This is a genomic window from Bacteroides oleiciplenus YIT 12058, from assembly GCF_000315485.1.
Lineage (GTDB): Bacteria > Bacteroidota > Bacteroidia > Bacteroidales > Bacteroidaceae > Bacteroides > Bacteroides oleiciplenus.
Genome location: NZ_JH992945.1, coordinates 1 through 23,285, shown reverse-complemented (window position 1 = coordinate 23,285; position 23,285 = coordinate 1). Strand labels below are relative to the sequence as shown.

Here is a 23,285-nt window from a genome sequence, read left to right as displayed (position 1 = left end):
TCTATTTGTTTTTCTTTCGTGCAATTATATAAATGGGATGATACGTCAGACTAACGTTTCCGTCCTGACTGAATTGTCCGATATATCCGTTGCAGAATGCCTGTAAGCGTCCGCGCGTCCATATTTTCTTCTCTGTGCCCGTCACTCCGGTTTGTTTCAGATGCTGTAGAACCTGGAGTGGGGTAGCAAAGGGGAGAGGTACTATCTCTTCTTCTGCATATACGGTTTCAAAATAAGGACTGAGCAGTTCATTTAGCTTTTCTACCGGAAGATAATCGAGCCCATGTCCTGTCAATGTACGTATCTCCCGCATATTCTCTGCCCCGAAGGTGCTAAAGGCAAGATAACCGTTATCTGTCAGGAAACTGTGGCAACGGGCAAAGAATCTTTTCGGATTATTAAACCATTGCAAGGTGGAGCATGAAGTGATTAAGTCCGTTTTTTCAGGAAATTCCAGCACTTCTGCGTCACCGGGCATGAATTGCACGGCATCCTGTAGAAGCAAATCGGTCAGGCATTCTTTCATTTCCGGGCATAGGTCGTTCAGCAGCAATGTCTCAGGCTGGAGTTGGTGCAGCAAGATTCTGGAGTAGCTACCGGTGCCGCATCCGAACTCCACGATGTGGCGGAAGCGGACGTCGGGCAACAGACGCATCATCTTCTCGGCCACCTGCTGTTGTACCCGTGCTTCTTGTGAGTACGTATCCCGCGCTCGGGCAAAGCGCTCGGCTATCAGTCGTTTGTCCATTCCTTTTCCAGATAGATTTCAAATAGTTCTTGGGCGTAATGTGCCGTTTCTATTCTGATGAGGATATGCGCTTCAGCCAAGAAAGGTGTGCTTCTCTCATCACGCGTCCATGCCTTCTTTTGGTTTTCAGACGGGATGATGCGGTCTTCTGTGGCTATGACGGATGTACTCCAGTTGAAAGGATAGGCCGGTCCGGTGATATAAGCTGTTTCGATGGCAACCAATTCTTCCCGCAGTTCCTCCAACGGCCTGCGCGGAGTGATGGCAAGGAACTTCCTGAACGCTGCACTGTCCGCACACATGCGGCGGAGGAATTTGTGCAGGGACGCATCCGTCAGTCCTTCCAGTGTACCGTGATAAATGGCAGGTGGTATGCCACGTTCTTCATCAATGGGAAACGGCGTACCGTTGATGGCGATTGTTTTTCCGAGAGGCAATCGGCCGTTTTTCGAAGTCTCATCTGCTATTATTTTTCCTAATACTTGCGATGCCGCCCAAACTCCCATCGACCAACCCACAACATTCACCTCTTCATAATCCTTCAATACTTGCGAATCGAATGACAGATTGCGGTAGTCATAGCAAATCATAAAGTCGCTGTTTGCGGGGCGATAACCTTTAAACGGAGTCTCATCGGCTCCCCATCCGGCAAAGAACAACAATAGCCGGGGATGTCTTTCTTGTATAATGAATTTTTGTATCATATCATTGTATATACTGTATCAATTCTTTGATTTCTTCCTCTGTAATTTCCGCTGTCAGCGAGAAACGAATGCGTGATGTGCCTTCCGGAACCGTAGGCGGCCTTACGGGTAGAGCATAGAAGCCATGCCGTTGCAACTCTTTCGCCCTCAAAATGGTATCTGAACTTGCTCCTACAATCATTGGCACTATACAGCTTGCACTTGGGCAATCATAACCTTTCTCCTTTAAAGCGTTGCGAAGGATGTTGCTGATATTTTTTAAATGTATTCTTCGCTCCTTGAATCCGGCCAGTCTCCGCACAATGAACAAAGTCCATGCAATATTTATTGGCGGAAGAGCAGTTGTAAATATTAGTGTCCGCATCTGGTTCACCAGATATTCCCTTATGGTACGCTGGCATACGATATAAGCCCCGGCAGATGCGGCGGCTTTACCGAAAGTTCCTACCAGGAAATCAATCTCCCGGATGTACCCGGTTTCTTCTGCATAACCCAATCCTTGGTTACCTCGTACTCCAAAAGCATGTGCTTCATCCACATAGAGCAATACGTTGTCATACGCATGTTTCAGTCGCACCAGTTCTTTTAAGTCCGCTACATCTCCATCCATGCTGAAGATGCTTTCGGTGACAATGATTACTTGCCTGTAGGTGGCATGGTTCTCGGCCAGCAAACGTTCCAGTTGCTTCATGTCATTGTGTCGGTATCGGATGCACCGTGCTGCCGAAAGGCGGATGCCGTCAATCAGGCTTGCATGCACCAACTTATCCGCCAATATCAGGGTTTGCGTGTCGCTCACCGCAGGCAGAATGCCTGTGTTGGCATGATACCCACTGTTGAACACCAATGCGGCTTCTGTCCCGAACAACTGCGCAAGCGTTTGTTCCAGTTCCTCGTAGATGGTGAAATTGCCTGTCAGCAGCCGTGACGATGAAGAGGTGGGCAGAAAGGTATCTACCGTCAGCTCTTGCAGAAATTCTTCGCGCAGTTTCCGGTCGGCTGCCAGCCCCAGATAATCATTTGAAGAAAGATTCAGCATTCGCTGTCCGTTTACGATGACGTTCCGCCCTTCATGTGCCAAGGCAGGCAATGTCCGCAGGTTGCTGCGTTCTTTCAGTGCTTGCAACTCTTGTTGCATTTGCTCTATTACATTCATAAGCAGATAATCATAATTTATTAAGCGCTAATAACGTTTCCCATTTAATTATTAATTTGCCTGCCACAATATCTTCAACAAACCGCTTGTCAACTTCGTCAATTGTTCCGGTTCTATGATAAACGGCGGCATGATGTACACCAGTTTACCGAACGGGCGTATCCAGATTCCTTCTTCCACAAACCTGCGCTGCATCCATGCCATGTCTACCGGGTCTTGCACTTCAATCACTCCGATAGCGCCCAGCACCCGCACATCTACCACTTGTGGCAGGTTTAGTGCCGGTTCCAATTCGCGCCACAATTGTTCTTCAATACGGCTCACTTTTCCCTGCCAGTCATATTCCGGTGAAGTCAGCAACCGTATGGATGCACATGCCACCGCACATGCCAGTGGGTTCCCCATAAATGTGGGTCCGTGCATGAAAGCTCCCGGCGCATGATTGGAAATTGTATCCGCCACTTCATTCGTTGTCAGTACAGCGGAAAGTGTCATATATCCTCCCGTCAGCGATTTTCCTATGCACATGATGTCCGGTTCCACCCTTGCATGTTCCCAGGCAAACATCTTGCCCGTGCGTCCGAAACCTGTTGCTATCTCATCAAAAATCAGTAATATGTTGTATTCCTTGCATATCCGCGCAGCCTCTCGCAGGAATTGCGGGTGGTAGAACCACATTCCGCCCGCGCCCTGCACGATGGGTTCAAGGATAAGTGCAGCCAGTTCTTCATGATGCTTCTCTACGATGTCCAGTAGCTCTAGTGCATCGTCTGCATCCCATTCTCCATCGAAGCGGGAGCGGGGACGGGATGAGAAATAGCGCACCGGCAATGCCGAGCCGAACAGCGAGTGCATCCCCGTCACCGGATCGCATACCGACATTGCGTTCCAGGTATCTCCATGATACCCGCGCCGGACCGTTACAAAATTACTTTTCTTTGCCAGGTGTGCCTGCTCCGGAGCCGACTGACTTTTGGCATACCAATATTGTACCGCCATTTTCATAGCCACTTCCACGGCCACCGAACCGGAGTCTGCATAAAATATCTTTTGCATGGAAGGTGGGACGAGAGGCAACAGTAATTTACCCAATTCTATAGCCGGGTCATGCGTCAGACCTCCGAACATGACGTGAGACATTTTGCCGATTTGTTCTTGTAAGGCCGCGTTCAGCACTGGATTATTGTATCCATGCACCATGCACCACCAGGACGACATACCCTCTATGAGCACCTGTCCGTTTTCCAGCGTGATGGTCGCTCCATCCCCTCGTTTCACTTTATATACCGGGAGGGGATTGGTAGTCGAAGTATAGGGATGCCACAGATGTTCCTTGTCGAATTGTGAATCACTGAAATGATACCCTGCTTCTTCTATCAGAGCTTTATCCTCGGAAACTTTCGAACCGAGTGTTGTCAGCAAATCTCCCACGATGGCAGAATTTACACCGATATACAGGGATTTCTTCACAGCTTCTTTCGTCAGTTGTGAGCGCCCTCCGGCAAAGCGCAGATAGGCTGTAGGGTTAATGAAGCGGAACAAGGCAATGGTAGTCAGCACTTCTTCTTCCGTCAGTGGCACTTGGCTTTCCAGTGGTGTTCCCGGAATAGGTTGTAGAAGGTTCAGTGGGATGGACGGTACTTCCAGCTCCCTCAGTGTAAAAGCAAACTCAATCCGTTGCGATGCTGTTTCGCCCATGCCAATGATACCCCCGCAGCAAATATCCATACCTACACGTCGGGCTGCTGCCAGTGTGCGTAATTTTTCTTCTTGGGTATGCGTGCTGCACAGAGTGGGGAAGTGGCTCGGAGCCGTTTCCAGATTGCAGTGGTAGCGTGTCACGCCTGCTGTATGCAATGCTCTCAGTTCGTCCTCATTCAGCAGTCCCAATGAAGCGCATAGCTGTATGGAACTTTTTTGCCTCATATATCGTGCCGACTCACATAACTGTTCCATATTCTTGCCGGAGGGTTTCCGGCCGCTTGTCACTAGTGAGAAGCGGGCTACACCCTGCGACTCGTTATGTTGTGCATGTCGCAGGCATTCTTCTTTGTCCACCAAGTCGTACACGTCTGCTTTCGTCTTATAGTGTGCCGACTGTGCGCACCATTTGCAATTCTCAGGGCAACGACCGGACTTTGCATTGATAATGGAGCACATATCAAACTCTTGTGATGCCCGCGCCACGGTTATTTCATGTGCTGCTTCATAGAGCGCTTCCTTATCCGGCTGAACAGCCAGCCATTCTGCCTCTGCCCGTGTGATGGGCACATCTTGCAACACTTTATTTTTCAATTCTTCTACTGTCATATTTTTACGCTATTTTATGGGAATACTAATGTTTTATGGGAATATTGAAAACGCAGATGACGCGGACGACACAATCTGAAAAACAGCATTTGTTGTCGTCCGCGTCATTTGCGTTCCACTTTTATTTATTACGATATCTGTATACTTCTCTCCCTGCTGACTGGCATTTACTATCGGGCATAACACAGGTCCTAGCTCCTTGAAACCATAGATTTCAAAGGCAACCGCTAAGCTATTTTCACAGCCCAATGGTACCCCTATGTCTGTTTCTTGGCCTTTACCGCCATTTACTTCCTCTATGCTCTGTTCGCCGCTCTTGCATCCTGCTGCTGCTCCTGCCTTTTGTTTCGACAGCGAACAGTCCGCTACACCTTTTGGCAGACAACCGATAGTGACCCATTGTCCCAGGCTGGCGAATGCAGCATAGGCTTTCCGGCTCCATTTTCTGAAGCGTATCGTCTTTCTATGGGATTGTACTTTCTTCACGGTGTTATCGGGTCAATATCAGTTTTGGACTATTCTTTTCGTTTTATCGGCTGCAAATGTAACAAAAATATTTTCAAGTCATCGCATACTCACAATTTTAGTATGCATCTGTTATTCTGTAGTGGAATAATGTTATATTTGCATCATAATCGTAATAAGTATGATAGAATCAATCTCAATAAAGAATTTCAAATCAGTTGTCGACCTAAAGTTAGATTTAGGGCAATTTAATGTGCTAATTGGCGAAAACGGCTGTGGTAAATCAAATATTCTTGAGGGTATTGCATTTGGGGCGGCTGCGAGTGTTAATAAGCTGGATCGGGAATTTTTTTCTAACAGAGGTATAAGAATTACTGATCCGAAGTTTATGTATTCTGTTTTTAATGAGGAATCAAATCCTGTGATTGAAATTGATATTAAAGATACTAAATCCGGAATATTTGATAAACGCTTTGAACTGAAATATAATGCAGAACTGAAACCTGCCAGGTGGGAAGACCTTTCTATCTTAAATCGTTTTGCCCGTATGCTATCTGGGGAGTCTAAGGCAATGGACGATACTGTTTTATCGTATGATGACTTTAACCTAATAATGAATAGGTTTCAACATAGATTTGATCCGATAGTACTTTCGGGAAAAGATGCAATCAGCTTTCATGACTATTTAATCTTCTCCCTTGAAGAATCCATTTTGCGAAAATATGATGCGGAAAATGCGATTCATCCTTTAGGTAGGAATGGTGAGGGGCTTTTTGCTTATCTCAAAGAAATTTCTCAAAGAGAGGACGGACTTGATATTTTGAAAGAGATAAAAGAGAACCTATATATATTGGATTGGTTTGCTGATTTAGAAATCCCGAAAGATCAACTATCCAATGAATTTTCTCTTCAAGTAAAGGATAAATATGTCAATGATACGCTTCGTTTCTTCGACCAGCGTAGCACCAATGAGGGCTTTTTATACTTGTTATTCTATTTGACGTTATTTATTTCTGATGAAACTCCTTCTTTCTTTGCAATAGACAACTTGGAATCATCATTCAATCCTAAATTGTGTCGGGAGATTACCAAACGCCTGATTCAACTGGCAAAGAAACACGATAAGCAGGTTATTGTAACAACGCACAGCCCCGCAATCCTGGACGGGCTCGATATTACTGATAATGATGAAAGACTGTTTGTGATACGCCGTAATATGGATGGTTATACTAAAGCGAATCGCGTTGAATATAAAACATCTATGACTGTGCCACTATCAGAAGCATGGACAAAAGGTTATATAGGTGGATTGCCTGAGAATTTCTAAATCTTAAAATTATGACAAGCATTGGGCTGATAAGTGAAGGTATTTCAGAACACTACATTATAAAACACATAGTAGAAAGATATTTAGGGGAAGATGATTGTTTGATTAATCAGATTCAGCCGCAAATAAAGCTACAGGGTAGGCAAGAGAAACAGGGCAGTTTTGGAGGATGGTTAGAAGTCCTGAATCACTGTACAGAGGAGAAATTCAAAGAAGTTTTGAATTACAATGACTATATCATTGTACAAATAGATACTGATACGTGCGAGTTGGCTCATTATGATGTGAAGAGGACGAAGGAAGATGCTACCTTAAAAAGTGAAGAGGAACTTTATAATGATATATGTAAGCGTATTTTGAAAGATATTCCAATTGAAAATAGAGCCCAATTTGATGGTAAGATTCTTTTTGCTATCTGTTTTAATGAAACAGAATGTTGGCTGCTGCCTGTTTACTACACTGATAAAACAAAGTGCAGTACGAATAATTGCCTTTTCAAATTAAACCAAAAGATTACTACTTTAAAGTTATCCGCTATCCCCGATAAGGATAAGAATTCTCCTGCCGCAGTGAACACTTATAAGTCTATTCTTAAAAACATACGAAAAAGAAAAGATATCAAGGATTGCTCCCAATATAATTATGGATTTAGGAAATTCATGGAGCAGTTGGATGGGATAATGCCCCATGAAGGTCAGTAATGCTATAATTCATCTAATGCGTCCTCCAATCAAAGTCGGACGGATATAGCGTAGCCCTTTATTTGTGTAATTCGCGTAATTGGTGTTCTTTCTTATCCGTTTTGACACAGCCACTTTATTGGCAATGCAAAAGCCCTGCTGAGCAGTTTTTTTCTATATATTTTAAAAGGCCAATATAAAGCGAAGATGAGAATAGCGATGTCCCTTAGATGTTAGATAGATGTTTCCCGCATAATGACCATCGCTTGCGTAAGTGAGGAATGCCATTAGCCATGAGTTACCTCCTGATTGCGAACTTACCCAGTAGCGGCGACCACCACCACTATTAAGTGCGTCTCCACTGCATTTTCCTAACTGTGTACTCAAAATATCTCTTCTTGTTACAGTTCCTGCCACATTCACCTCTTCTTCTCCCCGACACATAATCCTTATTTCCAGGTGTGAGGGGCAATACCAATCGCTACTGCTTGCAGGAGCAACATTATTGTTCCTGTATGAAGCTAGCAAAGTCAATGCAAGCTGACCTGAACTGTATTTTTGTAGAAATACTGTATTAATGTATCCTTGCATCTTGTCTGTATCTGTAAGGCCTTCGTAGTCTTTAGGTTTGTCTGGCCAAACGCTGCTTAGTGAATTAGCCAGATCACCACCCGACCAAACGGATTTGTCACCACTACCTTGATGTCTTTTGGCAACAACCAACCCATGAGTTCCACGAGGGAACTTACTGTCCAACAGACCGCAATTATCCTTCCTTATGTCTTGCAAAGTATACACAATGCCGAGGCAAGCAGTCTTCTGGGCATTAGTAAGAGACTTATCCTTGCCTATCAGCGAACCATCATTCAAATAAAAGTCGCCCACTTGCAAGGGATGCTCTATCGTTGTCTTTCCTCCATCCACTTTGTAGGTTCTGTACTTCCCTGCTGTGATGGCAGTGGGGGTAAATTCCCAATTTTTAGTAACCCCATTAGTCGCTGTATAACTGCCCGAAAGAGTTGAACCTCCTGAATTTCCGGGTTTTACTAAATAGCGGTAGCTGCCTGTTCCCTTGTCGTTGCTGTCTTTTTCCCTATAAGGAGAAAAGCTGGTAAACGCAGCCTCAGGAACATTGATAAACCACGCATACTTTGGGTCTACATCGAGCTGGTATCTCGTGTGCGGAAACTCTATCACAACCAGCGCCATCCGGTGTGTCAGGCTGACGGTAAGGAGGCGGAAGCCGTCAGATTGTCTCTCGCTTAATGTGCCGGTGCCTGTCATCAAGTCTTGTGAAGTATATGCGTCGTCGCTTTGGCTGTTATCGGGAGTCCAGCCAGATATCATAGTCTGAAAGAATCCTGATTCTTCGGATGCTGAGAGGTCTATTTCCGGGTTATCCTGATAGGGATAGTAGGCGTAGTATGTAATTCCTTTTCCTTCATAAGTCAGGTCGGTGTTTTCGGGTAATGTCCACTGAGTGCCGTCGTAGGTGATGCAAACATTATTGTAACCCTCTACGAGGGCCCCGTCCTTTATGGCATATAGACCTATCCGGTCATCTTGGGTAAATATCGTCTGATAGTCGTCCTGTTTAGTGCGGGTAGTAGGCTTGCCGGTAGAGGCATAGTAGCCATTATCGGTCACGTTTATGGTGAGGCGGGTACGTGGTTTTTCGGTATCGCTGCCGGGCGCATTCACTTCGTCGGTGCAACTCCATAGTCCTGCAAGAAGAAGGAAAATGAATAGAGGCTGGTATAAAAACGGTTGTTTCATTTCTTTTATATTCAATTAATGAAGAGGAATTATTAGTGATTAAGAGGGCTGTTTTGTTGTTTTCAAGGAGGGGTGGTGCCTGTCACATCTACTGCTTCTCCGTCACTTTCCCATTCTCCGATACCGGATGATGATACAGTAACCCCGTCTTTCTTTATTTTGAGCAGATAGGTCAGCCTTTGGCTTTGTTCCCATGTGGGGGTATCAGGAAATGCGTTGCCGGTCATCACTACCGGGTTTTCGTCATCTTGCTGATAGGTAAGGGAGAATGTGGCGCCAGTTTTATCAGGCAGAAGGAAGAAGGCTGCCAATTCCAAGGGGGTGGCTGCATTGGCTGTCACTCGTATGCCGCTGCTATTCTCTGTTAAGGATGCTGTAAATTCCTGTGTACCCGTATAGTTTTCCCAACTGAAGCCGCTATCAGTAAATGTAAGTTCTGATGTTGTCCAAGCGCTTACTGATAAGGCGGACACTATTATATTTATTTCGCTTTGGACGTTGAATATAACTTTGGTCAGAGCGTGTTTCAAGTTAAAGGTTACGCTGTTTCCTGTCGTCGATGCATACGTCCGGTTCATCAGCGGAGTGGCGGCAAGCAAGTCTGTCTGGTCGGCTTCCTTCGTTGATACGGTATAAGTGAAGCGCGGATATCCCGTGGCGTTGTTGTCGGGTACTTTTATCCCGCTGGCATTGTAGGGGGCATAGGCAAAGAAACTTAGTTTGTCTCCACTATTGCCAGGCCAGTACTTTTGGGGTGTATATTCCCAAGCGCTGCCTTTTTTTTCTACTTTCTGGTTATACATGAAGTTGGGAGTAGAGGTAGTCGTGTTGAAGTCGCTACCTTGGCTCAAGTAGGCCATCACGCCGAATGTTGTGAAGTTGTCGGTCGTTATGTCTGTTCCGCGCGTTTGTGCCGCCAAGGCAGGGGCGATACTTATGGGAACAGTGCTTGGCTGTTGTCCGGCACAATCGTAAGTTTCTCCTTCACATGCGCATAGACAGCCTGCTCCGAGTGCTGCTGTTATCCAGATTTTGAGATTGTTGTTCATTACGTTTTTTAAATTATTAGTAAGAGTATCACCGTTCAAGCGACCATTCAAGCGGATTTGTAATTCGCTTGTTTTAGTGTTAGGATTTGTAATTCGACAAGTATGAATCTTCATTGGTTTATAGTGGATTACAAATCCTTATACTCATTTTCGGCGGATTACAAATCCGCCGAAACGAAGTATCTTCATTGAATTCGCATTCTTAGGGAGCGGGATTGACGGTAGTGTCTGCGCTCCAGTCCCAACCTGTTTCGTCTACAGTGAAGCTTATTGCATTCAATGTGATCTCGAAGTTTATCGCATACGCTGTTCCTTTTTGCAGGAAGCTGCTGCCGCTTGTGAAGGAAAGCGTCTTCGTAGTGGAAGTAGTGATACCACCCGTGGTGACTGTATAGGTCAGTTCCATCTTGATGGCATCCGTTACATCGCTCGAACTTACAGGGATGAGGAACAGATATTCGTCATTTCCCAAAATGGAAGCAGAAGTGTTTGTCACGGTTGCGGCAGGATAGGTGTCGTCGGACACTCCACTGGCAATAATTGTCCAGTCATCTCCCTGCTTACCTTCATCGGCTAACGTCCAGCTATCATTCTTTATGTCGTATTTAGCCGATTTGTAGAACAGGCTACTGCTGTTGGCTGTCTTACCTATTATCTTCAACCCTGTAACCTTCACTTCCGTACTTGCATCATCCACCGAAGTATGCGCTTTCAACGCCAGCCTTGACAGCACATGCGCGAACTTGAGCGATACTGCGCCATCCTCGCTTGTCTTGCTTTCCGCCTTTGTCGCTACCAAGTCCACCATCTTCTTGGGAGTCTGCAAGGTGAGGGTGACGGACGGTGCAGTGGTAGACTCAAAGTCAGCACTGCTTACCCCTCTACTTACGCCTGCACCGTTATAGGGAGCAAATGCATAGAAGCTCAACGAGCTCCCGTCATTGGGCCAGTAGATGGCGGGAGAATACTTCCACCCGGGAGTCTCTTCTGATGAATACTTCACGTTTGTATCCTTCATGTGCAATACACCTCCACTTGTTATTGCCACTACCCCAAACCCCACATTTTCACCTTTGATGGCGTTGTAATCCGTTACCGCCGCCCTTGTATGCACCCCCGAGTACACACTAAATCCTACAGCCTCATTCCCGGGCTGTGCCGTTTCCACAATCTCATTTTGCGAGCACCCTGCTATCGTCAGGGTAGCCATCGCCATTAACCACTGTCTTGTTCTCATTGTCGTTTAATTATAAAATAAATAAATTGGTATTCTGTATCCATATTATCTTGAATATACTTACATCAGACGGGCACTTCCTGCGTATGCTCCTCGTCCCAGTCGTCCACGTCGGCGTCAAATCCCGAACCGGAACCTCCTTCGGGCTTCACGTCCGGAAGGGGTTCGGGTATGTCGGCTTCCAGCCGTATCACGATGTTCCCTTCCCCGTCCGTCTCCTCCTTAAAGGAAATGTCGGTCATGGTCTGCTTCACGATGGTTTTCCCGTCCACCAGCAGCACTTCGACCTCTATGGCGTGCAGGGTTTCTTCCTCCGCCCCGAAGGTGTTCAGCGTTCCGGTGAGCGTACCATCCGTCAGCGAACCCGGTTCAAAAGCGGGGTTTCCCAGGGCGAACTCCTGTCCGCCCGTTTCGCTGCCTGCCTGCCCGTTGTGCAGCAGCATGGACAATGGCATTCCCTGCAATACGCACCGTGCCCGCCGCACGTTTTGCAGGCCTTTCACGTTCAGCCTCACTTCCATCTTGCGGGTTAGCAGGACGGGTTCGAGGTGCAGCCGGCACTTTTCCTGCTCCACGTCGAAGTCCCGCATCACGGCGGCGGCTATCTTCTCGGGCGGCGACACGATGACGCGCGTGCCGGTTCTCGTTTCCACCTTCCGGGCGTAGGCTTCCAACGTTTCCAAACGGTCCTGCCCCCGGAAAGCCACCGAGCCGAAGTCGTCGAACGAGCGGTTGAAGAGTATCACGTCGTAACTCCCTTTTGCCAGCCGGAGGGTTGCCTGCTTGCGGTCACCCATCAGCGCCAAGCGCGGCTCTCCGCCGTCTTGGGGATAAAAAAGGAGCGTTGCGCCGTAATTGCTTTCCTCCTCCATTCCCGCCCCGCTCCAGTCGGCTGTCACCGTGACTTCCGCTTGCAGGGCATAGCTCAGTTCGCGGTCTTTGCAGGCCGTGAGCCACAGCAGCAGTAGTAGCAGCAATCCTATGATAGTCATTCGTTTCATCTGATAATTATTCGTTTATCCGGTTTCTCTTCTTCATTTTCTTCCTATGATGTCCTTCAGCATTCCGACAGCTTTATCTCTTCCAGGTAGAGCCTTGTCATGTGGTTCACCACACCCAGTTTCGGCGCCACCCGGTTGTAATGGAAGTAGAACTCCTCGGTGGTGGGGCGGTTGCAGTTCAGGTGCTCGTCCAGCGCTTCCAGCACGTCGAGCAGGGATATTTCCCTCAGCGGGCGTGCCAGGCGGTAACCGTCGGCTGGGTTTGCGCTTTTCTCCCCGTCCGGCTGTCCGGGCAGTATGAGCCCTTTCGTCCGGAGGCAGGCAAGCAGTTCCTCCATTTCTCCGGGAGTAATCCGGTATGTTTCCCGGGCCGACCCTCCACGCCTCGATGCGATGTCCTGCATCAGCGCGATGGCTTTCTGTGTTCGTAATGTCAGCATACTATTTATTTTTATGTTTTCTCCGTGTGAGCAGCCATACCAGGGAGACTTTCGCTTTGGCGGGTCCCAGCCAGGTATAGTTTCCGTTCTCCTGCCAGAGCAGTGTCCGGTAATTGTTGTGCATGCGGTAATGCCGGTAGCGGGTGTGCAGCAGTCCCACGCCCATGCTCAGTTCCAGATGCAGGTGGCGCGCGATGCGCGCGGCCCATCCGTAGCTCAGTCCGGCGGCGGCGATGGGCGACTGGCTCTGATATCCGTTCTCCTTCCATTGCAGGTCGTACTTCCCCGTGGCGGCATACAAGCCGAGGAAATGTCCCGTCAGCACTTCCCTGTGGCGGTTACCGAGCCAGATTCGGGTTTCAAGGCTGCCCATCAGGATTTTCAGGCAGTATTTGTTGTGCCCTGCCGTCCACCAGGGGAACAGGTATTCACCGTTGAGCGACCATCTTCCGCCCAGAGGTATCTCTATCTCCACGTTGGGCATGAGGGCGGCATCGAAAAGCAGGTTGGTTTTCAGGGCGAACAAGGATGTCCTGCCATCGGCGCCGTTTCTTCCTTTTGCGCTGTTTTTTATCCCGGGAGTCTTCTTTCCGGTCTTCCCTGTCTTCCCGCTTGCGGCAAGCTGCATGGGCAGCATGCTGATTTGCCCCGCCCGGCCTGGTATTGCTATTGCCTCCGGCCGTTCCATCCCGGCATCCTGCTTCAAGGGGCGCATATATACAATGCATTGCGCGCTGTTTCCTATTTGCGGCAACAAGGTTTGCCGGACGTAGGCGTATGGTATGCCTACATTGAATTTCCTCACCCTTTCCCCTATTTGCCAGTCGTTTTTGTCCAGCGCCAGTATTTGCAGTATTTCGTTGCGGCAGGGAGTCAGGGTGTCTTGCTCCACAGGTCGGCGGAGTGCTTTCCAGGGGGCGGTTTGTGCCGATATGGTGATGGGAAAGGAACTGTTTTGTATGCAATTTTCCATGATTAGTACCTTTACCTCCCGGGCGCGCAATGTGGCCGTCTGGGGGCTGTAGAAGCTACTCCCATAGGGTTGGGAGGATGCAGCGATGTGTATGGAGTCGATGAGTGACGCCAGGACACGGTCGGCAAGTAGTAGTCGGAGGCTGTCCGCTACGTGATTGTTATCCTGATGGTTAGGGGCTATTTTGTAGCTGTCCGAAGGGAAACTGAATACGAGTTTTACCACTCTTCCGGGTACACTTTTTCCGGTTTTCTGCGTTTTTGGTAGAAAAACCGGAGCTGTCTCTTTTTGTGCGTGTATCAATAAGGGACAAATGTGTAATATCAGTATGAATAGCAACATTTTAATCATCGTTTGTTTGCTTAGTTTTGTCGTAAATGATATACGGCAGTCGTCTTTTAAACGTTCGTTTTATGTGCACAAAAGTAATCAATGTTTCAATATATACAAATTATTTTGATTGAATTAACTTAGCGTTCTATATAGTTTTTTATATATCGTTCTATCTATCAAAAGGTTAGAAATAAAATAAAAATAACATATTAACATTCAGTTTTCTTATAGTTCGGGAGCTATCGGAAGCCCTTCCGGGAGGTGTCCTTTAAACGAACGTTTAAAAAACACCCCATTTTTCTTGAAACATAGTTTACATAAAAAAACTCTCACTTTTATCTATCTGTTCCTAATCTCCCTACTTTTTCGCTCTGCACATAATAGGTACACGCATGTACGTACCTCTATATATTTATTTTTCAAGTGAGAATTCCCCGTTGTCATAGCTATTATTATCCAATTCTCCTTTCTTCAACCTACGGGTATTTATTTTATTTTTTAGAACAAATATCTCTCTTTTATTTTTCTACTCCATTAATAAATGTTTAATTTCGCGCGTCAATATTAATTTATTGATTCTATTGTTAAACGAAATTAGAAAAAACAGTATGAAAACTACTAATTTAAAAAAACGGGAATCATCGATAGCCCCCGCTATCTGTTCGTTTCCAGAGATGAGAATTTGAACCTGGCAGTGATTGCCGAAGTACTTGACCTGATCCTTTCGGATAAGTTCCACATAGACAGTGGTAGAAAGGGTATTTTGGAAGCTGTGGCACGGCAGATTCTCCTGCATAAGAATGGAGATACGGGCACCTGCCAGTCTCATGAAGTGGATACCTGGGCGACGGTTCTCGCCCTGATGTTCTTTGTGGAGAACCATCGTAACAAGAGCAAATCGATATCTGCGGAAAGTATTGTTACAGAGCTTAATAACCTCCTTTCAGAAGTGCCTTGAGAGGAATTGCGGTATTTCCTCTGAAATTATCAAAAATTAGCCTTTTTCACGCGGAAAAGGCTAATTTGCCATTTGGAAATAAACACCGACCTTTACAAAGTCAAAAAGGACAAACTAACAAAAACAAGAGTAAATGAACAAGCATTTTTATTTCCAACACGGAATCATGTCATTTAATGATCCCCGTATTCAAGCCATGATTGATAAAGAAGGCAGCAAAGGCTACGGCACCTACTGGTACATCATGGAAAAGTTGAGCCTGCTGCCCGATGCCCGGGCCTGCTTTCTTTATCTGAAACCTTTCGCCTGCCGCAAATTCACCTATACCTATATGATGAGAATTATCACCGATTTCGAGCTTTTCGCCTTTGACGGCGATTTCTTTGTACCTGTGGAATTGAATGCAGATTCCGTAAGGTGGAAGGGCAAAACCCGCCGACATGCATGCGAAAGTACCCCCGGAAACAATCGCGAAAATGAGAATGAAGACAACGAAAAGTGCCCCAAGAGTGATGCAAAATCGAACGAAACCGAACGGTTTTCGACGGAAAAGGGGGCAAGAGTTGATGAAAACGCAAAAACGGGTAACCCGGATTTTGATGTTAATGCACAAGAAATCAATGCTTTACCGAATTATGTCAACGAGCAAAAAAGGAATATAAAGAATATAACAACAACAGCAAAAGAAAAAGAAGATCCTGCTGCTATTGATGAAGTTGTTGCTGCTGTTGATGATGCTGTTTCTTCCCTTCACCCCGTTCGTCCCTGGCGGGAACTTGTGGACAGCCTGTCACCGGACAGCGCCTGGGGGGAAGTTGCCTGCATGAAAAGCGGCTACGGCGAACTGTTGCGCCGTCGTTTTCGGGAAGCCGTCGAGCTCTTCATGCATCATATCCTGCTCTACGACAAAGGCGGCAGTCTGTTGACTCTCAGCGATGTGCACCAGTACTTTGCCAATTTCACCGCCCCCGGTTGCCGCACTTCGCAAACCTTGCGAGAGGCACTTCTGAAACTGGATGCCGCAAAGCATTCCGCCGCCTCCAACCCTTATTGCCATGAACAGCGCATAGGCGGCCGACGCACTTACATGGGCTGCCCCATCCCCGACGAGGCCCCTCCACGTCCGGCGGACAATGCCCTCTGGAACGATGCGGCGAAAGAATGGGTGCTTCCTGAAGCGAAAATTCGTCCCGTGAGACAGTGAAATCTGTCTCCGTGAGATGAAAAAATCTATCCCGTGAGATGAAAACTTTCATCTCACGGGGCAAAAATATTCGTTTCACGGGACAAATAAATGCATTATTACCATTTTAAAGTACTACTAATTATGAGAGACTTTCATTCCTTCGGCATTGACACCTGCCGCCGCACCGCCGGCCGCATCAAAACCACCTGTCCGCAATGTCGCGAAACCCGCCGCAACAAACGCGACAAATCCCTGTCTGTCAACCTTGACAACGGAAAATTCCTCTGCCACCACTGTGGCTGGAAAGGCTACGCTCCCGACGAAACCGAACTGCGTGAGCGTCGTCAAAAAGACGAATACCGCCAGCGGATGCATCAACTGCCTTCCCACTTCCATCGCCCTGTCTTCGACCCCACCCATCTGTCCCTGAGCGAGAAGACCGGGCACTATCTCGTACTCGTCCGCTGCCTCTCCGAATCCGCCATCCGCTACCTGCAAATCACCGAACAGGAAGAATTCATGCCCCAATCCGGCGAAAAAGAGAACTGCATCTGCTTCAACTACTTCGAGAACGGCGAACTGGTAAACACCAAATTCCGCAGCGGGCAGAAGCACTTCAAGATGGTGAAGGACGCCGAACTTATCCCTTATAATATAGATGGCATCCTGAACACGTCCGAATGCATCGTCACCGAGGGCGAACTGGACGCCGCTTCCTTCATCACCATCGGCCGGAAAGACACCGTCTCCGTGCCCAGTGGTGCCAATAGCAATCTGGCGTGGCTGGACCGTTTCATCCCCACTCACTTCGAGGATAAGAAAACCGTCTACATCGCCGTAGACGAGGACTCCGCCGGCCTGAAACTTCGCGAAGAGCTTGTCCGCCGTCTGGGCGCGGAGCGTTGCCGGATTGTGCACTTCGGTCCGGGCTGCAAGGACGGTAATGAACATTTAGTCAAATATGGCGCTGACAGTCTCGGCATCTGCCTGGCGCAAGCCGAAGAAATCCCCCTTGAAGGTGTGTTCACCGCCGATGATGTGAGCAAGGAGTTGCGTGCGCTCTACGAGAACGGCATGGCGGGCGGTGCCGAAACGGGTTGGCCGAACTTCGACAAATATTGCACGCTCGAACTGCAACGCCTGATGATAGTGAGCGGCCGTCCCGGTGACGGGAAATCGGAATGGGTGGACGAACTGGTCATCCGCCTCTGCCTGCGGCACGAGTGGAAGATAGCCTATTTCAGTCCCGAGAACATGCCCATCATCTATCACCACCGCAAATTGATAGAGAAACTTACGGGTCTGGGTTTCAACCCTCATATCGGCATGACGGAAGAGCTTTACGAACAGTCTGTGCGTTTCCTCACGGATAACGTCTGCCACATCCTTCCGGGCGATGAGGATTATTCCATAGACACCATCCTGTCCAAAGCCCGTGGACTGGTAGTGCGCAGAGGCATCCGCATTCTGGTTATCGACCCTCTGAACCGCATCGACCAGCGCCTGCCCCAGGGGCAAACCGAGCTGCAATACCTCTCTTCCTTACTCAATAGTCTGAGTCGCTTTGCCACCCACTACCATTGTCTGGTCATCCTCGTTGCCCATCCACGCAAGATGAATCGCAACCCGGTGACGGGTATCACGCCCTGCGTGGAGATGTACGATATCTTCGGCTCCTCTGATTTCTATAACAAAGCCGACTTCGGCATCGTTGTGGAACGTGACGATAAGAAAGGTATGGTGCGGATACATATAGATAAGGTGAAGTTCAAGCATCTGGGCAGCCCCGGAGAAGCCACATTTGTGTACAACGTCATTAACGGCCGTTATTCCCCCTGTGAAGAAAGTACGGGTGATAATCCCGGCCCGGCGAATACTCAGTTTGATAACAAAAATTGGATAAGTTGAGAATTCTCAATTTCCTCACGGTATTCCGAGCGCTTTCACAATAAGTCGTACCTGCAAGGGTGTATATTTCCTTGCGGTACGGTTCATCCCTGTCTCCATGAGTCTTTGTTCTAATCCCGGAAATTTGCGTATCCATACATTGAATTCCTTTACGGCGCTTGCCTGTTGTACGCCTTGAATGTAAAGCATTGCGAGTTCTCCTTTTCCGTAGCTTCGGAATTGAAATTCTTCTTCAAACGAAGATTCTACATCAGATTCTGTCATCATTAAAGTTTAGGTTATGGTTCTTAAATCTGACGTAAAGTTAAGTATTTTCGGTGATATATGCAAGGGGTAGGGGAGGAAAGATTGAATGTAATGCCTTTGCTTTACCTTACAATTATTTATTAATCCTTTATTATTACTGAAAGCTATCGGAACGGAATGAATAGGATTTCTTCTTTTTCCTTCGTCGTACCTTTGTTTCCACGAAACGGGAAGAGCATATCACCGCGGGATCTTGCTTTTCTTGTTCCGTGACACAGAACTTATTTTTTTATAACTTAAACCTTTTAATAAGTATGGCAGTAATTGTAGAGCGCACGTTGCGCTACAAGAAAGTCGGGGATAAATCTTCCCCGCAATTGAATTACCTCAAGCGTAAGGCAAAAACCTCTCGTTTGTTTGATATCAAGCGGCTCTCGCAGGAGATTGAAGAGATGGGAGGCATGTCTGCTGAGGATGTGGAACATGTGATAAAGGCTGTTGTCCGCAATCTGAAACGTAAGTTGACGGATGGCGACAGTGTGAAGCTGGACGGCTTCGGAGTGTTTTACACCACTTTCCACTGCATCGGTACTGAAAAAGTGGATGATTGCACGGTGAAGAATATAGATAAGGTGAACATTCGCTTTCTTACCGACAGCAGTTTGCGCCTGGTGAATGAAGCTGTCGCCACCACCCGAAGTGCTCCGAACAATATCTCCTTTGAGCTTCATAAACCGAAAGACGAAAATGGTTCTTCGGGCAGTGAAGGCGGTGGCAATTCGGGTGGAGAAGGAGGACTTGAAGAGGACCCACTGGGATAGGAATGAAATGCTGCGCAGCCCACTAATCACTAATCATTAATCACTAATAACTAACTAATTTGAGTATGAAAAAAACGACTTGGGACAAGATTTTGAAAGTAATTATTGCTGTGGCTTCTGCTTTAGTTGGCGTGCTGAGTGCACATGCCATGACGGGCGTCCGCTGATAAATTCGTAATCATGCGAAAGATTGATTTACTCGTCATTCATTGCAGCGCCACCCGCGCTGACCGTTGCTATACGGAATTTGACTTAACCACTGATCACCTGTGCCGGGGCTTCTCCGGCGCAGGCTATCATTTTTATATCAGGAAGAATGGGGACATTAAAAGCCTTCGTCCTGTTGAAAAGCCCGGAGCCCATGCGAAAGGCTATAATGCAAGCAGCATCGGTATTTGCTATGAAGGCGGTCTGGATACAAATGGCCGTCCTGCTGATACACGGACCGATTTTCAGAAACATTCCCTTCGCGTGTTGGTCATGTTGCTGTTGAAAGATTATCCGGGTAGTAGGTTAGTCGGTCATCGCGACCTCAGTCCCGACCTGAACCATAACGGTGAAATAGAACCGGAGGAGTGGATAAAAGAATGTCCCTGCTTCGATGCCTCCACCATTCTGCAGGAACCGCCTCCTCCCAATCCTTCTTTCATTTAAACCCTTATTATCTATGTAGCAAATTCGGTTTAAACTATTAAAATCATAGTCTTAACCGAATTTGAACCGACTCTGTATCGAGTTTATACCGAATTTGCTATATGGCATATCCGTGCCTGATTATAGTAGCATAGCCTCCGGCTTCTTTTCGCCTTTCGCACGCGCGCATCGCGCATAATATAATTATGTGTAGTGCCTTGTGCCCATTCACGCCCTTCCTTAAAATTATGTTCTACAACATCCTTATCACTCAGCGTATTACAAATTAGTTTCCGAAATATAGTGAAAAAATGGTAGATATATTTGGAGCGAATCATAATATCGACTACTTTTGCATCCGCTTTCCAAGAGATGGTAAGCCTTGCAATTGACATTCTGACAGAAACGGCGTAAGAACCCTAACGTTTTTCTTCTCTTTTGCTATTCTTTTAATCAAGAATAACGCATGGGAAAAGAAAAAAGAAAAAACTTCCGGAAACATTTGGAAGTAATGTAATAAAGTTCTTACCTTTGCACCCGCTTTCCGAAAGGACTGCAATCGATGATTGACTTTTTGATTAAGAAACCGGTGTTGTTAAGAACTCCTTTCTCTTTTCCTTTTACCTCCCTTTCGCAAAGAGAGACGACGAGCAAAAGAAAAAAAGAAAAAAAACTTCCGAAAATATTTGGAAGATATACTTAAAAGTTCTTACCTTTGCATCCGCTTTCTGAAAAGAAAAGCAATTCCAAAAGAAGCGATCTTTGAATAATTTACATAAACAATACAAGTAGTACAAGAGCAAGATTACTCAGTCAAATGATTAATCTTGGGTATAAAAAAAGAACCGTCAAGTAACTTATATATATAGGTGATTTGAAAACTTTTAATAAACCGAGCGTCCTGAACAGAGCAACAACCGGTAGTAATACCGATTAATAATACTTTTACAATGAAGAGTTTGATCCTGGCTCAGGATGAACGCTAGCTACAGGCTTAACACATGCAAGTCGAGGGGCATCAGGATGTAGCAATACATTGCTGGCGACCGGCGCACGGGTGAGTAACACGTATCCAACCTACCGATTATTCCGGGATAGCCTTTCGAAAGAAAGATTAATACTGGATAGTATAACGAGAAGGCATCTTTTTGTTATTAAAGAATTTCGATAATCGATGGGGATGCGTTCCATTAGTTTGTTGGCGGGGTAACGGCCCACCAAGACTTCGATGGATAGGGGTTCTGAGAGGAAGGTCCCCCACATTGGAACTGAGACACGGTCCAAACTCCTACGGGAGGCAGCAGTGAGGAATATTGGTCAATGGGCGAGAGCCTGAACCAGCCAAGTAGCGTGAAGGATGACTGCCCTATGGGTTGTAAACTTCTTTTATATGGGAATAAAGTGCAGTATGTATACTGTTTTGTATGTACCATATGAATAAGGATCGGCTAACTCCGTGCCAGCAGCCGCGGTAATACGGAGGATCCGAGCGTTATCCGGATTTATTGGGTTTAAAGGGAGCGTAGGCGGAAGCTTAAGTCAGTTGTGAAAGTTTGCGGCTCAACCGTAAAATTGCAGTTGATACTGGGTTTCTTGAGTGCAGTAGAGGTAGGCGGAATTCGTGGTGTAGCGGTGAAATGCTTAGATATCACGAAGAACTCCGATTGCGAAGGCAGCTTACTGGACTGTAACTGACGCTGATGCTCGAAAGTGTGGGTATCAAACAGGATTAGATACCCTGGTAGTCCACACAGTAAACGATGAATACTCGCTGTTTGCGATATACAGCAAGCGGCCAAGCGAAAGCATTAAGTATTCCACCTGGGGAGTACGCCGGCAACGGTGAAACTCAAAGGAATTGACGGGGGCCCGCACAAGCGGAGGAACATGTGGTTTAATTCGATGATACGCGAGGAACCTTACCCGGGCTTAAATTGCAACTGACGTAGGTGGAAACATCTATTCCTTCGGGCAGTTGTGAAGGTGCTGCATGGTTGTCGTCAGCTCGTGCCGTGAGGTGTCGGCTTAAGTGCCATAACGAGCGCAACCCTTATCTTTAGTTACTAACAGGTTATGCTGAGGACTCTAGAGAGACTGCCGTCGTAAGATGTGAGGAAGGTGGGGATGACGTCAAATCAGCACGGCCCTTACGTCCGGGGCTACACACGTGTTACAATGGGGGGTACAGAAGGCAGCTACACGGCGACGTGATGCTAATCCCAAAAACCTCTCTCAGTTCGGATTGGAGTCTGCAACTCGACTCCATGAAGCTGGATTCGCTAGTAATCGCGCATCAGCCACGGCGCGGTGAATACGTTCCCGGGCCTTGTACACACCGCCCGTCAAGCCATGAAAGCCGGGGGTACCTGAAGTCCGTAACCGTTAAGGAGCGGCCTAGGGTAAAACTGGTAATTGGGGCTAAGTCGTAACAAGGTAGCCGTACCGGAAGGTGCGGCTGGAACACCTCCTTTCTGGAGCGACGCTTTGTTAGATTGAGAATTGCGGATTAAAAATAATAGTCCTTTCTTAATTAAATGATTTAAAAGTTGGTTCTTTCATAAATGCTACCATAAGAACCTCTTGGACTACGCGTAATTGTTTATTTAAAAGATATAATGAGAAAGAAGAAGCCGAGCCGCAAGGCGAGGTTGAACTCGACAGTCCTATAGCTCAGTTGGTTAGAGCGCTACACTGATAATGTAGAGGTCGGCAGTTCAACTCTGCCTGGGACTACTTCGAGAAGAAGCTTTGCTTCTTTCCCGGGGGATTAGCTCAGCTGGCTAGAGCACCTGCTTTGCACGCAGGGGGTCAACGGTTCGAATCCGTTATTCTCCACTCCGTTTTGATTGTTAATTAATAGTTTATAATTAATAGTTAATAATTGAAGCACCGTTCTTTGACATGATGTACAAAAAAAAGTAAAGTTATTAACAAGCTGAAAGTATATATCGAGCCATACGGCTAGGTAAGACTAAAAGTAAGCAAGGGCGCATGGCGGATGCCTTGGCTCTCGGAGGCGATGAAGGACGTGATAAGCTGCGATAAGCTGCGGGTAGGTGCAAATGACCTTTGATCCGCGGATTTCCGAATGGGACAACCCGGTATGTTGAAGACGTATCATCCATCTTAGATGGAGGCTAACACAGGGAACTGAAACATCTTAGTACCTGTAGGAAAAGAAAATAAATAATGATTCCCCTAGTAGTGGCGAGCGAACGGGGAATAGCCCAAACCATTTATGTTACGGCATAAATGGGGTTGTAGGACCACGTTGTGGGAAGACAGTTAGTGAGTAGAATGATCTGGAAAGTTCAGTCATAGACGGTGATAACCC

At 46.9% G+C, this 23,285-nt stretch carries 20 protein-coding genes, 2 tRNA genes and 2 rRNA genes; 12 read left to right on the top strand and 12 right to left on the bottom strand.

All coding sequences use genetic code 11. The features are described from left to right. Position 1: 1 nt before the first annotated feature. The 5 genes from bioC to HMPREF9447_RS22590 are packed head-to-tail and all read right to left on the bottom strand — an operon-like array spanning position 2 to position 5,404. Positions 2-748 (bottom strand): malonyl-ACP O-methyltransferase BioC, encoded by a 747-nt coding sequence (gene bioC, locus HMPREF9447_RS22610; protein ID WP_009132110.1) that lies wholly within the window; start codon positions 746-748, stop codon positions 2-4. Then, entirely contained in the window at positions 733-1,452 is a 720-nt protein-coding gene (locus HMPREF9447_RS22605) for a pimeloyl-ACP methyl esterase BioG family protein (protein ID WP_044138609.1), read from the bottom strand. Before HMPREF9447_RS22605 ends, bioC begins: the two co-directional genes overlap by 16 nt. A gap of 1 nt (position 1,453) precedes the next feature. Further along, positions 1,454-2,608 carry an 8-amino-7-oxononanoate synthase gene (locus tag HMPREF9447_RS22600; protein ID WP_009132108.1) on the bottom strand — a complete coding sequence of 385 codons (1,155 nt, stop codon included), beginning with the start codon at positions 2,606-2,608 and terminating at the stop codon, positions 1,454-1,456. A gap of 51 nt (positions 2,609-2,659) precedes the next feature. Continuing rightward, positions 2,660-4,918: an adenosylmethionine--8-amino-7-oxononanoate transaminase gene (bioA, locus tag HMPREF9447_RS22595; protein WP_009132107.1), complete on the bottom strand. Its 2,259-nt coding sequence runs from the start codon at positions 4,916-4,918 to the stop codon at positions 2,660-2,662. A 33-nt stretch (positions 4,919-4,951) separates the two neighbouring features. Then, positions 4,952-5,404, bottom strand: coding sequence for a hypothetical protein (locus HMPREF9447_RS22590; RefSeq protein WP_009132106.1), 453 nt, complete (start codon positions 5,402-5,404; stop codon positions 4,952-4,954). A 160-nt stretch (positions 5,405-5,564) separates the two neighbouring features. On the opposite strand from HMPREF9447_RS22590, the gene HMPREF9447_RS22585 reads away from it, so the two are divergent. Both HMPREF9447_RS22585 and HMPREF9447_RS22580 read left to right on the top strand, forming a co-directional pair. Further along, positions 5,565-6,710 (top strand): AAA family ATPase, encoded by a 1,146-nt coding sequence (locus HMPREF9447_RS22585; RefSeq protein WP_009132105.1) that lies wholly within the window; start codon positions 5,565-5,567, stop codon positions 6,708-6,710. Between the two features lie 11 nt (positions 6,711-6,721). Then, positions 6,722-7,411 carry a hypothetical protein gene (locus HMPREF9447_RS22580; protein ID WP_009132104.1) on the top strand — a complete coding sequence of 230 codons (690 nt, stop codon included), beginning with the start codon at positions 6,722-6,724 and terminating at the stop codon, positions 7,409-7,411. A 162-nt stretch (positions 7,412-7,573) separates the two neighbouring features. On the opposite strand, the gene HMPREF9447_RS22575 is transcribed toward HMPREF9447_RS22580, so the two are convergent. The 6 genes from HMPREF9447_RS22575 to HMPREF9447_RS29175 all read right to left on the bottom strand — a co-directional run bounded on the left by HMPREF9447_RS22575 (position 7,574) and on the right by HMPREF9447_RS29175 (position 14,217). Beyond that, positions 7,574-9,166, bottom strand: a complete 1,593-nt coding sequence (locus tag HMPREF9447_RS22575) for a fimbrillin family protein (protein WP_009132103.1) — start codon at positions 9,164-9,166, stop codon at positions 7,574-7,576. Between the two features lie 62 nt (positions 9,167-9,228). Continuing rightward, a complete protein-coding gene (locus tag HMPREF9447_RS22570; RefSeq protein WP_052315226.1) occupies positions 9,229-10,215 on the bottom strand; it encodes a fimbrillin family protein in 987 nt (328 codons plus the stop codon). A 202-nt stretch (positions 10,216-10,417) separates the two neighbouring features. Further along, positions 10,418-11,452, bottom strand: a complete 1,035-nt coding sequence (locus HMPREF9447_RS22565) for a fimbrillin family protein (RefSeq protein WP_081589806.1) — start codon at positions 11,450-11,452, stop codon at positions 10,418-10,420. Positions 11,453-11,517: 65 nt separating this feature from the next. After that, positions 11,518-12,453, bottom strand: coding sequence for a DUF5119 domain-containing protein (locus HMPREF9447_RS22560; RefSeq protein ID WP_009132100.1), 936 nt, complete (start codon positions 12,451-12,453; stop codon positions 11,518-11,520). Positions 12,454-12,509: 56 nt separating this feature from the next. After that, positions 12,510-12,893, bottom strand: a complete 384-nt coding sequence (locus HMPREF9447_RS22555; protein ID WP_009132099.1) for a hypothetical protein — start codon at positions 12,891-12,893, stop codon at positions 12,510-12,512. A gap of 1 nt (position 12,894) precedes the next feature. After that, positions 12,895-14,217, bottom strand: coding sequence for a DUF3575 domain-containing protein (locus HMPREF9447_RS29175; protein ID WP_009132098.1), 1,323 nt, complete (start codon positions 14,215-14,217; stop codon positions 12,895-12,897). Positions 14,218-14,893: 676 nt separating this feature from the next. Between HMPREF9447_RS29175 and HMPREF9447_RS22545 the strand changes: the two genes are divergently transcribed. From HMPREF9447_RS22545 to HMPREF9447_RS22535, 3 genes are all read left to right on the top strand, one after another. Continuing rightward, positions 14,894-15,157: a hypothetical protein gene (locus HMPREF9447_RS22545; protein ID WP_167549133.1), complete on the top strand. Its 264-nt coding sequence runs from the start codon at positions 14,894-14,896 to the stop codon at positions 15,155-15,157. A gap of 133 nt (positions 15,158-15,290) precedes the next feature. After that, positions 15,291-16,361 carry a DUF7833 domain-containing protein gene (locus tag HMPREF9447_RS22540; RefSeq protein ID WP_009132096.1) on the top strand — a complete coding sequence of 357 codons (1,071 nt, stop codon included), beginning with the start codon at positions 15,291-15,293 and terminating at the stop codon, positions 16,359-16,361. Positions 16,362-16,484: 123 nt separating this feature from the next. Then, complete coding sequence (locus tag HMPREF9447_RS22535; protein ID WP_009132095.1) at positions 16,485-18,251, top strand: bifunctional DNA primase/helicase; 1,767 nt, start codon at positions 16,485-16,487, stop codon at positions 18,249-18,251. A gap of 15 nt (positions 18,252-18,266) precedes the next feature. Here the strand turns inward: HMPREF9447_RS22535 and HMPREF9447_RS22530 are convergent, their stop codons facing one another. After that, positions 18,267-18,518: a DUF4248 domain-containing protein gene (locus tag HMPREF9447_RS22530; protein WP_009132094.1), complete on the bottom strand. Its 252-nt coding sequence runs from the start codon at positions 18,516-18,518 to the stop codon at positions 18,267-18,269. A 293-nt stretch (positions 18,519-18,811) separates the two neighbouring features. On the opposite strand from HMPREF9447_RS22530, the gene HMPREF9447_RS22525 reads away from it, so the two are divergent. The 7 genes from HMPREF9447_RS22525 to HMPREF9447_RS22495 form a co-directional block, all read left to right on the top strand. Next, on the top strand, positions 18,812-19,318 hold the full coding sequence (locus HMPREF9447_RS22525) for an HU family DNA-binding protein (protein WP_009132093.1): 507 nt from the start codon (positions 18,812-18,814) through the stop codon (positions 19,316-19,318). A gap of 65 nt (positions 19,319-19,383) precedes the next feature. Beyond that, entirely contained in the window at positions 19,384-19,485 is a 102-nt protein-coding gene (locus HMPREF9447_RS28610) for a smalltalk protein (RefSeq protein WP_009130907.1), read from the top strand. 13 nt (positions 19,486-19,498) lie between these two features. Beyond that, positions 19,499-19,972, top strand: coding sequence for an N-acetylmuramoyl-L-alanine amidase (locus HMPREF9447_RS22520; protein ID WP_009132092.1), 474 nt, complete (start codon positions 19,499-19,501; stop codon positions 19,970-19,972). A gap of 926 nt (positions 19,973-20,898) precedes the next feature. Next, a 16S ribosomal RNA gene (locus HMPREF9447_RS22510) occupies positions 20,899-22,422 on the top strand. Between the two features lie 188 nt (positions 22,423-22,610). Continuing rightward, positions 22,611-22,684 (top strand) — tRNA-Ile (locus tag HMPREF9447_RS22505). Positions 22,685-22,712: 28 nt separating this feature from the next. Next, a tRNA-Ala gene (locus tag HMPREF9447_RS22500) sits at positions 22,713-22,786 on the top strand. Positions 22,787-22,922: 136 nt separating this feature from the next. Next, positions 22,923-23,285 (top strand): 23S ribosomal RNA (locus HMPREF9447_RS22495); the annotation flags it as partial.